Genomic DNA, 14618 nt, shown 5'->3' with positions numbered 1-14618 from the left:
GGCCCGTTCGCGCAGCAGATCGCAGAGTGTGAGGCTCAAGGCGGTCCCCCCGGGACGGCAGCTGAGGCAGGGCGGCGGAGCTCGGCGGCTGGATTTCGGGCGCCGGGACACGGCGGCTGGGGCGGTCACATCCGCTCCGGAGCACCGGGTGCCGGGCTTTGGTATAGACCATTGACTGATAAAGCGTCAATCTGCCATTCTCCCCGAGGCCCGTCAATGCCTGTTGACCGCCGATCCCGGAGTGGCGCGCGATCCCACCCGTCCGGGCCGTCATCCGCCCACCGACCCAGGAGAGACGTGTGGAGACCGGACCGCTCTCGTTCGGCCAGCAGCGACTCTGGTTCCTGCACCAGTTCGATCCTGACGACCCCTCCTACAACACCGCCTACGCCTACCGGCTGCACGGGACCCTGGACCCGGACGCCCTGGCAGCGGCCTTCACCACCGTCGCCGCCCGGCACGACGCCCTGCGCACCCGGTTCACGGCCGTCGGCGGCGAACCCCGGGCCGTGGTGGAGCCCCCCGTGCCGGTCCCCGTGGAGAGGATCGACGCCGCCTCCGCCGAGGAGGCCCGCACCCTCGTCGCCGCCCGCACCAACACCCGCTTCGACCTGGCCGCGGCGCCGCCGCTGCGGGTCACCCTGATCCGGATCGCCGAGCAGGACCACGTCCTCTGCGTGGTGCTGCACCACATCAACGGCGACGGCTGGTCGTTCAACGTCCTGCGGGACGAGGTCGCCGCCTGCTACGCGGGCCTGCCGCTGCCGCCCGCGCCCCCGCAGTACAGCGAACTGGCCGCGGCCGCGGCCGGCCAGGACCCGGCGGGGCTCGGCTGGTGGGTCGACCGGCTGTCCGGAGCCCCGGTGCTCGACCTGCCCACCGACCGGCCGCGGCCCGCCCGGCGGACCGCGGCCGGCGACGAGGTGCGCTTCGACCTCCCCGCCGAGCTGGTGGACGCCGTACGGGAGCTGGCCCGGCAGGCCCGCTGCACCCCGTACATGGTGCTGCTCGCCGTCTACCAGGTGCTGCTCGCCCGGCACAGCGGGCAGGGCGACTTCTGCATCGGTACGCCCGCCGCCGGGCGCGGCCGGCCAGAGCTGGAGCGGGTGATCGGCTTTCTGTCGACCACCCTGGTGCTGCGCTGCGACCTCACCGCCGACCCCTCCTTCGGCGAACTGCTGCGCGCCACCCGCAGTGGCGTCCTGGGCGCGCTCGCCCACCCGGACGTCCCCTTCGAGCTGCTGGTCGGTGCGCTGGCCGTCGAACGCGACCTCAGCCGCACCCCGCTCTACCAGGCGATGTTCGCCCTGCACACCCAGGGCGACGTCGCCGACCCGCTGCCGGGCCTTCTCGCCGAACCGTTCCCATTGGGCTGGCACTCGGCCCGCTGCGACCTCTCCCTCGACCTCTACGAGCAGGACGGCGGCGGCCTGCAGGCGGTGCTGATCCACAGCACCGACCTCTTCGACCGGGACACCGTGGAGCGGATGGCCGCACGGTTCCGGCAGCTGCTCACCTCGGTCCTCGCCGACCCCACCCAGCCGGTCAGCCGTCTGGAGCTGCTGCCGCCGGAGGAACTGCGGCAGCTGGACGCCTGGAACGACACCGCCGTGGAACTGCCCGGATCGACCCTGGTCGACCTGGTGCTGGAACAGGCCCGGACCACCCCCGACGCCGTCGCCGTGGTCAGCGGCACGGACGTCCTCACCTACCGCGCCCTGACCGGCGCCGCGGCGGCGCTCGCCGCCGGGCTGGCCCGGCGCGGCGCCGGGCGGGGCACCCGGGTCGCGGTGCACGGCGCACGGGGCGCCCGGACGCTGGTGGGACTGCTCGGGGTGGCGATGACCGGGGCCGCCTACGTCCCGATCGACCCGCACTACCCCGAGGCACGCATCGCCCATGTGATCGAGGACTGCGGAGCGGCCCTGGTCCTCACCGACGCCGACCTGGCCCAGGTCCTCGACGGCGCCCCGGAGCCGGATCCGCAGACGTCCGCGGTCCGGCCCCGCCCGGAGGACACCGCCTACGTCCTGTACACCTCCGGCTCCACCGGCAAGCCCAAGGGGGTGGTGATCCCGCACCGGGCGCTGGCCAACTTCCTGCACGCCATGCGGTCACTGGTCGGCTCCGCACCGCAGGACCGCTGGCTGGGCCTCACCTCCCTGGCGTTCGACATCTCCGCGCTGGAGCTCTACCTGCCGCTGGTCACCGGCGGCCGGGTGGTCGTCGCCGACGGCGACACCGCGCGCGACGGCGCCGCACTGGCCCGGCTGATCCGCGACGAGGGCGTCACCCACGTCCAGGCGACCCCCTCGGGCTGGCGGCTGCTGCTCACCGGCGACCTCCCCAGGGTCACCGCGCTCACGGGCGGCGAACCGCTGCCGCAGCGACTCGCCGTCGAGCTGCGCTCCCGCGTCGACCGGCTGGTCAATGTGTACGGGCCCACCGAGACCACCATCTGGTCCACCGCCTGGGAGGTCCCGCCGGAGCCGGACCAGGTCTCCATCGGCCGCCCGATCGCCAACACCACCGTCCATGTGGTCGACGCCCAGGGCATCCCCGTGCCGATCGGCGTCCCCGGGGAGCTGCTGATCGGCGGCGCCGGAGTGGCCGACGGCTATCTGGGGCGGCCGGAACTCACCGCCGAGCGGTTCGTCCACCACGCCGGGGAGCGGGTGTACCGCACCGGCGACGTGGTCCGCCGGCTGCCCGACGGCACCCTGGAGTTCTTCGGCCGCTCCGACGACCAGGTCAAGCTGCGCGGCCACCGCATCGAACCGGGCGAGATCGCCGCGGCCCTGGAGACCCACCCCGGGGTGCGGCAGGCCGTGGCCGCTGTCGCCGACGAGACCCTGGTGGCGTTCTACACCGCCGAACCGGACGGCGAGCCCGACCCGGAGGCCCTGCGCGGCCATCTGGCCCGCCGGCTGCCCGGATACATGGTGCCCACCCAGTACGTCCGCCTCGCGGCGCTCCCGCTGACTCCCAACGGCAAGGTGGACCGGGGCGCCCTGCCCCGTCCGCGACCCGAGCAGCGTCCGTCCGGCAGACCGCCGCGGACCGAGCACGAACGGCTGGTCGCCGCCGTCTTCGCCGACGTCCTGGGCGTCGGGGAGGTCCACGCGGACGACGACTTCTTCGCCCTGGGCGGCCACTCCCTGCGTGCCGCGATGGCCGCCGCCCGGATCTCCGCCCTGACCGGCACCCGGCTGCCCGTGAGCGAGCTCTTCCACCGTCCCACCGCCGAACTGGTCGCCGCCCTGCTGGAGTCCGGGTCCACCGGCACCGCGGCCGGGCCCCGCCCGCGTCCCGCGGGCAGCACACCTCCGCTGTCCTGGAGCCAGGAACGGCTGTGGTTCCTGCACCGGCTCGACCCGGCGGACGCCGCGTACAACATGTGGCTGGTCACCCGGCTCAAGGGGCCGCTGGACGACGCGGCGCTGCAGCACGCACTGGACGAACTGACGTCCCGTCACGAGATCCTGCGCAGCAGCTTCCCGGAGGTGGACGGCGGCCCGGTCACCAGGATCGCCCCGCCCGGCCCGGTGCCGCTGGAACGGCTGGCCGCCGCCGGTGAGGCCGAGGCGGCGGAGCTGGTCGCGGCCCGCACCAACGCCCCCTTCGACCTCACCGCCGCACCCCCGCTGCGCGCCGCACTGATCCGGATCTCCGGGGACGACCACGTCCTGTGCGTGGTGCTGCACCACATCCTGGGCGACGGCTGGTCGCTCAACCTCCTCCACGACGAGCTGTCCGCGCTCTACTCGGGCCGCCCGGCACCACCCGTGCCCCTGCAGTTCGGCGACGTCGCCGCCTGGCAGCGGGAGCAGGACACCACCGGACTGCTGGACCACTGGCGCGAGCGACTGGCCGACCCCCCGCAGCTGGAGCTGCCCACCGACCGGCCGCGCAGCTCCGTACCGGCCAGGCGCGGCGCCTCCGTACGGGTCCCGCTGGACCCGGCCGAGGCCGCCGCCCTGGCCCGGCTCGGCCAGGGCCACCAGTGCACCCTGTTCATGGTGCTGCTCGCCGCCTACCAGGTGCTGCTCGCCCGGCACACCGGCGCCGACGACATCATGGTCGGCACCGCGACCGCCGGACGGGACCGGCTCGAACTCGAAGGCGTGGTCGGCTATCTCACCGACGTCCTGGTGCTGCGGGGGGACCTGTCCGCCGACCCGACCTTCGCCGAACTGCTGGACCGCACCCGCGATGACGTCCTCGGGGCCTTCGCCCACCAGGGGATCCCCTTCGAGCAGCTGCTGGCGGAGCTGCGCCCGGGGCGTGACCTCTCGCGCACCCCGCTGTTCCAGACCATGGCGATCCTGCACAGCCAGGGGACGCGGCGGGACGAGGAGGCCTTCGCCGGACTGGTCGGGGCGCCCTTCGAACACGGTTTCCAGCAGGCCAAGTTCGAGCTGATGCTGGAGGTCTGGCAGGACGACCGCGAGCTGGTGCCGACGCTCGTCTACGACGCCGAGCTGTTCGAGGAGCACACCGCGGTCCGCCTCGCCGAACGTCTCGGGCTGCTGCTGCGCTCGCTTCCCGGCCACGCCGGCACCCCGCTGTCCGCCCTGCCGCTGCTGACCGGGGACGACGTCACCGTCCTCGAAGGACCACCGCTCGGCGCGGCGCCGCCCGTCCCGGAGCTCTTCGCCGCCGCCGTACGGGCACACCCCGACGCCGTCGCGCTCTCCTGCGGCGACCAGCGGCTCAGCTATGCGCAGCTGGACGCCCGCGCCGCCGAGATCGCCGAGGAGCTGCCGCCCGGCGGGGTGGTAGGGATCCGGCTGGGCCGCTGCTTCGACGCCGTGGCGGCCATGCTCGCCGCCTGGCGGGTGGGCGCCGCCTATCTGCCGCTGGACCCGGACTACCCGGAGCAGCGGCTGGCGCTGATGACCGAGGACAGCGGCGCCTCGGTGGTGCTCACCCCGGACGGGCCGCGGCCGACCGGTGGGACGTACCGTCCGCACGACGCCGCCTATGTGATCTACACCTCGGGCTCGACCGGCGTCCCCAAGGGCGTCGTGGTGGGCCACCGGGCGCTCGCCGACCGGGTGGCCTGGATGCGCGAGGCGTATGCGCTGGGCCCCGGCGACCGGATCGTCCAGTTCGCCTCGCTGAGCTTCGACGCCCATGTGGAGGAGATCTTCCCGGCGCTGGCCTCCGGCGCCACGATCGAGCTGCTCCCCGACGGCGCGGTGACCCTCACCGACCATCTCGACGGCGTCACCGTCCTCGACCTGCCCACGGCCTACTGGCATCTGCTGGTGGAGGAGATCGACCGGATCCCCTGGCCGGACACCCTGCGCCTGGTCGTCCTCGGCGGCGAGCAGGTCCACGAGGCCGCGGTGCAGCGCTGGCGCGAACGGTTCGGCGAGCGCATCCGGCTGGTCAACACCTACGGCCCCACCGAGGCCACCGTCATCGCCACCGCCGACGACCTGGTCGGCGGCGGGGCACCGCGGAGCGGACGGCCGCCCATCGGACGTCCCGTCGGCGGCACCCGGATCGTCCTGCTGGACGCGACGGACCGTCCGGTGCCCCCGGGCGCCGTGGGCGAGCTCTGCATCGGTGGCGCCGGGCTCGCCGACGGCTACCTCGGGCGGCCGGAGCTGACCGCGGAACGCTTCACGGTCGTCGGCGGCGAGCGGCTCTACCGCAGCGGCGACCGGGCCAGGCTCCGCCCCGACGGCCGGCTGGAGTTCCTGGGCCGCCGGGACGACCAGGTGAAGCTGCGCGGCTTCCGGATCGAGCCCGGCGAGATCGAGGCCCTGCTGGGCGGCCGCGGCGCGGTCGCGGTCCACGGCCAGACCCTGGTCGGCTACAGCGTCGGCGACCCGGAGCCGCTGGCCGCCGAGCTGCGCGCCGCACTGCCCGCCCATCTGGTCCCCGCGGTCTGGGAACGGCTGGACGCGCTGCCACTGACCCCCGGCGGCAAGCTCGACCGTACCGCCCTGCCGGCCCCCTCCCACCGCCTCGACCAGGAGTGGACCGCGCCGCGCACCGACGCCGAGGCCCTGGTGGCCGAGGTGTACGCCGAGGTGCTGGGGGTGGCCGGGGTCGGGGCGTTCGACGACTTCTTCGGCCTGGGCGGGCACTCCCTGCTGGCCGTCAAGGTGGTCGCCAGGCTGCGTGCCGTCACCGGCGTCGACCTGCCGATCAGGACCCTTTTCGACCACAGCACGGTCGCCGGGACCGCCCGGGTCCTGGAGGAGGAGCTGTTCGCCGAGATCGACCGGCTCTCCGACGCGGAGGCCGCCGAGCTGCTGATGTCCGGCCCGTCCGGCCCGGGTGTGCCGGACGGGCCGGACGGACCGCTGGAGAGAGGAAACCCATGACCGGGAACACCATCAGGACGCGGCTCGCCGAGCTCGTCGAGGAGTCGTCGGACGGCGTGATACCGGCGGAGCTGGCCCGTACCGGCGGCACCTCGCTGTCCGCTCTCGGCCTCACCTCGCTCTCCCGGATGCGGCTGGTGGACGCGGTGGAGGCCGAGTACGACGTGGAGATCGACCTGGACGCCGAGGGCTGGGGCCTGCTGGACGACCTGGACGCGCTCGCCGCCCACCTGGCGGCCCGGTGATCGTCGACTTCACCGCGCCGGACCGCGGCACCGCACCGCTGACCTGGGGCCAGGGGGCCATCTGGGACGCCATCGGGAAGACCGCGCCGGACGACCACTACTTCAACTTCGGACGGATCCTGGAGGTCCCCGGCACCAGGACCGCCGACCAGATCGCCACCGCGCTCGCCGCCCTGGTCGCCAGACACGGCGCCCTCCGCACCCGGCTGGACCTCCAGGGCCCGAAACCGCTCCAGCGGCTGGCCGACCGGGGAAGGCTGCCGGTCCTGCTCACGGACGAGGACCCCGGCGCCGTCCTCGCCGCCCTCACCGCCGACCGCTACGACTACGGGGAGGAGTGGCCGCTGCGGGTCGCCCTGGTGACCAGGGGACCGCGGATCAGCCATGTGGTGCTGGCCTTCTGCCACATGGCGACCGACGGCCTCGGCTCCGAGGTCGCGGTCCGCGACCTGCGGATGCTGATCCTGCGCGGCTCCTCCCTCCAGGCCGCGCCCCCGGCGCCCAGCCCGCTGGACCTGGCCCACTGGCAGGCCGGGCCGGACGGACGCCGTACCGCGCGGCGCGCCGCGGAGCTGTGGGAGGGCTTCCCCCGCCGGACGATGTTCGACCGGCCCGAGGAGGGGCGGGCGCAGCCGCCCGTCTGGCGGGCCCAGCTCACCTCCCCCGCCCTGGGTCTCGCCGTCCGCGCCGTGGCGGCCAGGCACCGCACCTCCACCTCCACGGTGCTGCTCGCCGCGACGGCGGCCCTGGTGGGCCGGCACACCGGGCGCGCGACGTGCGCGATCCTGCCCATCGTCAACAACCGCTTCCGCCGGGACACCACCCGGATCGTCAGCACCCTCTCCCAGGAGGGGCTGTTCACCCTCGATGTGGACCGGGACTTCGGGGCGCTGCTGCGCGAGGCGGAGCCGGCCACCCTGCGGGCGTACCGCAGCGCCTTCCACGACCCGCTGGACCGGGCGGCGGGCGACTGGGTGCAACCGCGCTGCTGCTTCAACGACATGCGCTTCGCCGACCCCGGGCCCGCCCCCTGCCCTCCCGGGGACATCGTGGAGGCGCTGCCGCGGACCAGGCTCAGCTGGCCGCTCAGCCAGGAGAAGCTCAACTGCCGCTTCTGTGTGCATGTCTCCGGGTCGCTGGAGGTCTCCGTCACGGCGGACACCCGCTATCTCCCTCGCCCCGGGATGGAGCGGATGCTGCATGACCTGGAGGCGCTGCTGGTCGCGGAGGCCGGGGCCGGACCGCAGCCGCCGCTGGGGTGAGCGGGGGCCGGGGCCGGCCTGCCCTCCGGGGACTCGGACGGTGGGCGGGTAAGCGGCCCGGGCACGCAACCGCGGGGCGCACAGCCGGAGTTCACCGTGGCCGAACACGGCCGGCGGCCGTGTCCGGGCTGAGCAGCGAGGGCTTCGGCGGAGCCGGAACCGGGTGGCGCTGCCTCTGGTAGACCCGCGTAGACCCATGCATCATGGACATGCTCGTCCAGGGAGCGGCGCTCGCCGCGTCCCCCGTCTGCGAACCGCTTGAGCACGGGCGCATCCGAACGGCCGCCCCGGCCTGTGGCACACGGCACGGCGCACCGCTTCCCCGTACGAAATCCATGCACGGCTTCCTCGCACGGCATCCGTGCGCGGCTGTCGTGCGCCGCACGGCGGCCCCGGCACCATCGTTCCCGGCCTCGCCCGAGGCTGCGTTTGTCATGCCCCCCACACGGGCTCTCCACAAGCAAGGAGAAAGTCGATGGCCTGCGGATCCACCAGCCTCTGGGCAGGCGAAGCCACCTGGTTCTGCTGCGGCTCCTCCTGGGGCCCCTGCAGCAGCACCGGTACGGGCGCCTGTGGCACCTGCCAGTCCAGCGCACACCAGGCGGCATGGCCCAACGCCTCAGCCGCCTGCTTCAGCATCACCCGCCCCGACCTGTGCGGCGAGTCCATCCCCCGGCGCGGCTGCGGCGCGGTGATGACGGTCAAGCACCAGTGCTCCGGCTCCTCGGTGTGCGTCACCGTCTCCGACTGCGGGCCCCGCACCAAGAGCTTCTGCGGCGAGGCCACCTGCTGCAACGGCACCTGCCGCACCAACCGCGTCATCGACCTCACACCCGCCGCCTTCTCCGCGATAGGCAACCTCAGCTCCGGCATGCTGCCGGTCTACATCTACGAGTGAGGAGAGGACCGGCCATGAGCTCCCCCCGCAGCACCTCGGCCTCCGGCGGCCGAGGCCTCGACCGCCGCCGCTTCCTCACCACCGCGGCCCTGGGCGGCGCCACCATCGTCGGCGCGTCCGCCCTGGGCGGACTCGACGCGGACGCCGCCTTCGCAGCCCCCACCCCCTCGCTGGACCCGGCCGTCCCCGCGGCCGCCTTCGCCGAGGGCCGGATCACCGCCATCAACGGCAGCGTGCTGGAGGTCGCCGCGTCCAACGGCGGCCGGCACCTGATCCAGCTCACCAACGCCACCAGCATCTGGAAGCTGGAACCCACCACCGCGGAGGCCGTCAAGGTCGGCGACGGCCTCTACGCCCGCGGCGTCCCCATGCCCGACGGCACCATGGCCGCCGACGCGCTCTGGGTCAACATCGTCAACCTGGCGGTGACCGTACGGGGCATCGCCAAGGACCGGCTGCACTTCGCCCACGGCGCCCACGGCCTCGTCGGACGTGTCGTACCCGGCACCACCGCCGCCTCCTACCTCGCCGGGGCCCTCACCTCCGACCTGTCCCAGGTGCGCATCGGGCAGTCGGTCCAGGTCCTCGGGGCCTGGCGGCCTGAGGACGGCAGTGTGGACATCGCCCGTATGACCGTCGGCCACTGACCCGGAGGTCGGGATGCTCACACTGCTCTCAGCCTCCGCCGTACCGGTCCTGGGTGCGCTGCTCGCCGTCGGCGGCGCGGCCAAGCTGTTCGGCCGGGACACCGCACGGCAGGCCGCCGGCACGGCCCTGGTCCGCATCGTCGGCGCCGGCCGGGCCGGCCTCGCCCTGCGCGCCGTGGGCGCGGCGGAACTCCTGGTGGGCGCCGGGCTGACGGCCTCACCCGCCTCCGCCGCACCGGGGATGGCGGCGGCCGCGCTCGGGGCCGGCTTCCTCGGCTACCTCGGCTGGGCCCGGGTGGCGGCCCCGGAGTCCTCCTGCGGCTGCTCCGCCCGCGAGCGCGGTCCCGTCACCTGGCGCTCCTTCGCCCGGGCGGCCCTGGTGCTGGCCGGCGGGGCGGGCGCCGCCGCCCGCGGCGGCACCTGGTGGGACGAGGTGGCGGCGCACCCCGCGGCCGCCGCCGCGACGGCGGCCGCCACGGCCCTGGCCCTGGCGGCCCTCTCCACCGACCTGGACCACCTGTGGCTGCTGCCGCTGCGCAGGGCCAGACTCCGTCTGCTCGGGCACCCGCTGGCCCCCACCGGGACCGGCCGGACGGCGGGACGGGTACCGGTGGCCGCCTCCGTGGAGCTGCTGGAGCGCTCCCTGGCCTGGCAGTCGATGTCATCCGTCGTCCGGTCGGCCCTGCTGGAGCACTGGGACGAAGGGGGCTGGCGGATCCTCAGGTTCGCGGGGCTGCACCAGGACGCCGAAGGCACCCGGCCGGTCAGTGTGCTCTTCGCACTGGACGCAGCGGCCTCCGCCGACACCGCACCTCTCCCCTCGGTACGGGTGACCGTGCTGGACGACTGCACGGACGAGCAACTGCCCGTCACTCCGCCCGACGTCCCGGTACGCACGGCGCTCACCGTGCTCCCGCTGGCGACCTGACGCCCCGGCGGCAGACGGCCGGGACCCGGTGCCGTGGGGGCGGCGGCCCCCACGGCACCGGTGTGTCCGGCCCGTTCCGTACGACGAGTGCGGTGCGGCCGGGCGCTCCGGCGTTCGCGGGCCCGGTGATCAGCGGGCGGCGGCAGCCCTGGTACGGGTCCTGCGGCGGGTACGGCCCGGCAGCCGGGCCGGGTGTGCGGACGCCTGCGTCACATGCGGGTGACCCGCTCCAGCAGGGCCAGCGCCTGAAGGACGGTCTGCCGCTCCTCCTCGGTGCAGTGGTCCTGCAGGGTCCGGGCCAGCCACTCCTCCCGGGCCTGCAGGGTGCCCTCGACCCGCTCGCGTCCGGCCGGGGTCAGGCTGACCAGCTGCCGCCGGCCGTCCTCGGGGTCGGGGTCGCGCCGGATCAGGCCGTGCTGGTCGAGGGCTGCGAGCGTGGCGGCCATCGACTGCGGCCGCACCCGTTCCGCGGCCGCGAGCACGCTGCCCGTCGCCGGCCCCTCCTTGCCCAGCCGGGTGAGGACGGAGGTCTGCGACGGGGAGAGTTCCCCGGTGTCGTGGACCTCCGCGAGGCGACGGCGAAGACGGCTGAACACCACCCGCAGATCGCGCGCCGCCTGAGCGGCCGACCCGGAGATGCCCCCGGCGGTCTCGTCCATGGGCTCCACACTATTTCGTTCAGCTGAAGCTGGACAATTCAGGCTGCCCGACCCGTCGACCCCGGGTCGCCGGCGCCGAGCAGCATCTCCTCGCAAGCCCAACGCTCCGGGGCCCGTCTCTCCCCGCCCGCGAGCGGCCGGCAACACAAAGGCCGGGCGGGACCCGTGGCCCGCCCGGCCCCTGCGCCCCGTACCGGCTCTACACCAGAGCGGCCAGCGCGCCCAGGATGTCCTCCACCCGCGCCCTGGCGTCACCGAAGAGCATCCGGCTGTTGTCGCGGAAGAACAGCGGGTTCTGCACACCTGCGTAGCCCGGGGCCATGGAACGCTTGAAGACGATGACCTCCGCCGCCTCCCAGACCCGCAGCACCGGCATGCCCGCGATCGGGCTTGCGGCGTCCTCCTCCGCGGCGGGGTTGACGGTGTCGTTCGCGCCGATCACCAGGACGACGGACGACGCGGCGAAGTCGTCGTTGATCTCGTCCATCTCCAGGACGATGTCGTACGGCACCTTGGCCTCGGCCAGCAGGACGTTCATATGGCCCGGCAGCCGCCCCGCCACCGGATGGATGCCGAACCGCACCTGGACACCCCGCTCACGCAGCGCCCGGGTGAGGTCCGCGACCCGGTGCTGCGCCTGCGCCACGGCCATCCCGTACCCGGGGGTGATGATCACCGAGGTGGCCTCGCTCAGCAGCCCGGCCGCCTCCTCGGCGGTGATCTCCCGGTGCTCGCCGTAGTCGGCCCCCGAGGCCGCGGCGGGTGCCTCGATGCCGAAGCCGCCGGCGATGACGGAGAGGAAGGAGCGGTTCATCGCCTGGCACATGATGTAGGAGAGATAGGCGCCGGACGACCCCACCAGCGCACCGGTGACGATGAGCAGGTTGTTGTTCAGCAGGAAGCCCGACGCCGCCGCCGCCCAGCCGGAGTAGCTGTTGAGCATCGACACCACCACGGGCATGTCACCCCCGCCGATGGCCGCCACCAGGTGCCAGCCCAGGGCGAGCGCCACCGCCGTCACCGCGATCAGCAGACCGAGGTCCGGCCGGACCACGAAGAAGACCGTGAGGACGGCGAAGGCCGCCAGCGCGGCGAGGTTGAGCGCATTGCGGCCGGGCAGCATCAGCGGGTTGGACCTGATGCGCCCCGAGAGCTTCAGATAGGCGACGATCGAGCCGGTGAAGGTGACGGCCCCGATGAAGACGCCGATGAACACCTCCGCATGGTGGACCCGCAGCAGCGAGCCGGCCAGCTCACCGCCGGCCGAGCCGTGCGCCTCCACGTCGAGATAGCCGTTCCAGCCGACCAGCACGGCCGCCAGGCCGACGAAGCTGTGCAGGACGGCGATCAGCTCCGGCATGCCGGTCATCTCGACGACACGGGCGCGCCACAGCCCGATCACCGCACCGATCGCCATGGCGGCGAGCAGCAGCCCGACGCCGGCCGCCGAGATGGAACGCGAGGCCAGCCCGATGGTCGCGGCCAGCGCCACCGCCATACCGGCGATCCCGACGACGATGCCCGACCGGGAGCTCTCGTGCTTGGACAGTCCGGCGAGGCTGAGGATGAACAGCAACGCGGAGACGACATAGGCGGCCTGAGTGGCCGTGGCAGCGGTCATGGGCCTCAGTCCTTGGAGAACATGCCGAGCATGCGGCGGGTGACCGCGAAGCCGCCGAAGATGTTGATGCTCGCCAGCAGCACCGCGGCGAACGACAGCACGGTCACCGCGGTGTTCCCGCGCCCGATCTGCAGCAGCGCGCCGACGACGATGATCCCCGAGATCGCGTTGGTCACCGACATCAGCGGGGTGTGCAGCGCATGGTGCACACTCCCGATGACGTAGTAGCCGATGACGACCGCGAGCACGAACACCGTGAGATTGCCGGTCAGCTGGCTCGGCGAGAAGGCGGTGAGCAGGAACAGGGCGGCCGCGCCCAGGCCGGCGACCGCGAACCTGCGGCTGTCCGGGAGCTGCCGCACGGCCTTCCGCGCCACGGGTTCCACGGCGGCCTGCGGCCGCTGCGCGGGCGCCGCCGAGACCTCCACCGGCGGTGGGGGCCAGGTCTTCTCGCCGTCGCGTACGACCGTCATGGAACGCTGGACCACGTCGTCGAAGTCCAGCGTGATCCGCCCCTCCCTGCCGGGCGTCAGCAGCCGCATCAGGTTGACCAGATTGGTGCCGTAGAGCTGCGAGGCCTGCGCGGGCAACCGGGCGGGCAGATCGGTGAAGCCGATGATCGACACGCCGTTGTCCGTGACGACCACCTCTCCGGCGACCGTGCCCTCCACATTGCCGCCCTGCGCGGCGGCCATGTCGACGATCACACTGCCCGGCCGCATGCTCGCGACATGCTCGGCCGAGATCAGCCGGGGAGCCGGCCGGCCCGGGATGAGCGCGGTGGTGATGATGATGTCGACGTCGGCGGCCTGCGCGGCGTAGATCTCCGCGGCGCGGCGGTCGTAGTCGGCGGACGTCGCCCTGGCGTACCCGTCCGCGCCCGACTCCTGCTCGACCTCGACGGCCAGGAACTCCGCGCCCAGGGAACGCACCTGCTCACCCACCTCCGGACGCGGGTCGGTGGCCCGGACGACGGCACCGAGGCCCCCCGCCGCGCCGATCGCCGCCAGACCCGCCACTCCCGCCCCGGCGACCAGCACCTTGGCCGGCGGCACCTTGCCCGCCGCCGTCACCTGGCCGGTGAAGAAGCGGCCGAACCGGTGCGCCGCCTCCACCACCGCGCGGTACCCGGCGATGTTGGCCATGGAACTCAGCACGTCCAGCGACTGCGCCCGGGAGATCCGCGGCACCGCGTCCATGGCCAGCACCGTCAGCGAGCGCTGCGCCAGCGTCTCCACCAGATCGGGTGCCAGGGCGGGGCCGATCAGGCCGATCAGCGTCGCATCGTCCCGCAGCGCGCCGATCTCCGCCGCCGACGGCGCGTTGACCTTGAGCACGATGTCGGACTGCCAGGCCTTCTCCACGCCGACGAGCTCCGCGCCCGCCTCGGCATAGGCGTCGTCGGCGAAGCTCGCCCCCGCACCGGCGCCGGCCTCGACGACCACCTCGAAGCCCAGACTCACCAGCTGACGCACGGTTGCGGGGGTCGCCGCGACCCGGGTCTCCCCCGGGGCCGACTCCGCGACCACACCGAGCCGTTGGACCATGGACGTGACCTCTTTCCCTAGGCGTTCCTCGGGTCTTCCACAGGCTTCCTCGGGTCTTTCCCCCGGCCCCGTCCGGATCCGGTGCCCCCGCGGATCCATGGAGGGGTGAGGGGGATGGGCGGTCGCGCGCGGACGGGCGGCTGCGCCCGCCGGGATCAGCGGATGCGCTCGGGGCCGCCGCCAGGCGGACCCGTCGCAACCCGGCCGCGGCCGGGCCCCGCCCGCACCGGCTCCCGCGCCACCGGCGCGCGACGCCCCTCCACCGATGGATCCCCCCGTCCGGGTCGGGCCGTGCGATGCCGTGTCCTGCGCTGCCGTGCCGGGCCGTGCGCACCGCGCCGGGGCCGGCAGGCTTCAGTTTTGCGCCTCGACCACTTGCGTGACAACACCCCCTCCCGCCCCCGGCGACGCACCGCATCCCGTCCCGGCCGGCTGCCGGACGGACCGCACACGGCGGCACCGCCGGGGGC

The 14618-nt window shown here is 74.1% G+C and carries 9 protein-coding genes; 6 read left to right on the top strand and 3 right to left on the bottom strand.

Annotated elements, in window-relative coordinates; all coding sequences use genetic code 11:
* Positions 1-299 precede the first annotated feature (299 nt).
* The 6 genes from AOK09_RS31375 to AOK09_RS31350 all read left to right on the top strand — a co-directional run bounded on the left by AOK09_RS31375 (position 300) and on the right by AOK09_RS31350 (position 10321).
* Positions 300-6341: a non-ribosomal peptide synthetase gene (locus AOK09_RS31375; RefSeq protein WP_055590624.1), complete on the top strand. Its 6042-nt coding sequence runs from the start codon at positions 300-302 to the stop codon at positions 6339-6341.
* On the top strand, positions 6338-6586 hold the full coding sequence (locus tag AOK09_RS40545; protein ID WP_055590623.1) for an acyl carrier protein: 249 nt from the start codon (positions 6338-6340) through the stop codon (positions 6584-6586). The genes AOK09_RS31375 and AOK09_RS40545 overlap by 4 nt, the downstream gene beginning before the upstream one ends.
* Complete coding sequence (locus AOK09_RS31365; protein ID WP_055590622.1) at positions 6583-7848, top strand: condensation domain-containing protein; 1266 nt, start codon at positions 6583-6585, stop codon at positions 7846-7848. Before AOK09_RS40545 ends, AOK09_RS31365 begins: the two co-directional genes overlap by 4 nt.
* A gap of 475 nt (positions 7849-8323) precedes the next feature.
* Positions 8324-8746, top strand: coding sequence for an RlpA-like double-psi beta-barrel domain-containing protein (locus tag AOK09_RS31360; RefSeq protein WP_055590621.1), 423 nt, complete (start codon positions 8324-8326; stop codon positions 8744-8746).
* A gap of 14 nt (positions 8747-8760) precedes the next feature.
* Entirely contained in the window at positions 8761-9393 is a 633-nt protein-coding gene (locus AOK09_RS31355; RefSeq protein ID WP_055590620.1) for a hypothetical protein, read from the top strand.
* Positions 9394-9406: 13 nt separating this feature from the next.
* The gene (locus AOK09_RS31350) at positions 9407-10321 is read left to right on the top strand and encodes a MauE/DoxX family redox-associated membrane protein (RefSeq protein WP_055590619.1); all 915 of its coding nucleotides are present in this window, start codon (positions 9407-9409) and stop codon (positions 10319-10321) included.
* Positions 10322-10530: 209 nt separating this feature from the next.
* On the opposite strand, the gene AOK09_RS31345 is transcribed toward AOK09_RS31350, so the two are convergent.
* From AOK09_RS31345 to AOK09_RS31335, 3 genes are all read right to left on the bottom strand, one after another.
* Positions 10531-10980: a MarR family winged helix-turn-helix transcriptional regulator gene (locus AOK09_RS31345; protein WP_055590618.1), complete on the bottom strand. Its 450-nt coding sequence runs from the start codon at positions 10978-10980 to the stop codon at positions 10531-10533.
* 199 nt (positions 10981-11179) lie between these two features.
* On the bottom strand, positions 11180-12601 hold the full coding sequence (gene pntB / locus AOK09_RS31340; RefSeq protein WP_055590617.1) for a Re/Si-specific NAD(P)(+) transhydrogenase subunit beta: 1422 nt from the start codon (positions 12599-12601) through the stop codon (positions 11180-11182).
* Between the two features lie 5 nt (positions 12602-12606).
* The gene (locus tag AOK09_RS31335; protein ID WP_055590616.1) at positions 12607-14148 is read right to left on the bottom strand and encodes a Re/Si-specific NAD(P)(+) transhydrogenase subunit alpha; all 1542 of its coding nucleotides are present in this window, start codon (positions 14146-14148) and stop codon (positions 12607-12609) included.
* Between the last annotated feature and the right edge of the window lie 470 nt (positions 14149-14618).

This window comes from Peterkaempfera griseoplana (assembly GCF_001418575.1).
Classification (GTDB): domain Bacteria; phylum Actinomycetota; class Actinomycetes; order Streptomycetales; family Streptomycetaceae; genus Peterkaempfera; species Peterkaempfera griseoplana.
This window is presented reverse-complemented; position numbering and strand designations above follow the sequence as displayed.

Bases quoted from the DNA above. Each gene is read 5' to 3' on its own strand.
- pntB (WP_055590617.1), bottom strand. From the start codon at position 12,601: ATGACCGCTGCCACGGCCACTCAGGCCGCCTATGTCGTCTCCGCGTTG.
- AOK09_RS31360 (WP_055590621.1), top strand. From the start codon at position 8,324: ATGGCCTGCGGATCCACCAGCCTCTGGGCAGGCGAAGCCACCTGGTTC.
- AOK09_RS31345 (WP_055590618.1), bottom strand. From the start codon at position 10,980: ATGGACGAGACCGCCGGGGGCATCTCCGGGTCGGCCGCTCAGGCGGCG.
- AOK09_RS40545 (WP_055590623.1), top strand. From the start codon at position 6,338: ATGACCGGGAACACCATCAGGACGCGGCTCGCCGAGCTCGTCGAGGAG.
- AOK09_RS31335 (WP_055590616.1), bottom strand. From the start codon at position 14,148: ATGGTCCAACGGCTCGGTGTGGTCGCGGAGTCGGCCCCGGGGGAGACC.
- AOK09_RS31355 (WP_055590620.1), top strand. From the start codon at position 8,761: ATGAGCTCCCCCCGCAGCACCTCGGCCTCCGGCGGCCGAGGCCTCGAC.
- AOK09_RS31350 (WP_055590619.1), top strand. From the start codon at position 9,407: ATGCTCACACTGCTCTCAGCCTCCGCCGTACCGGTCCTGGGTGCGCTG.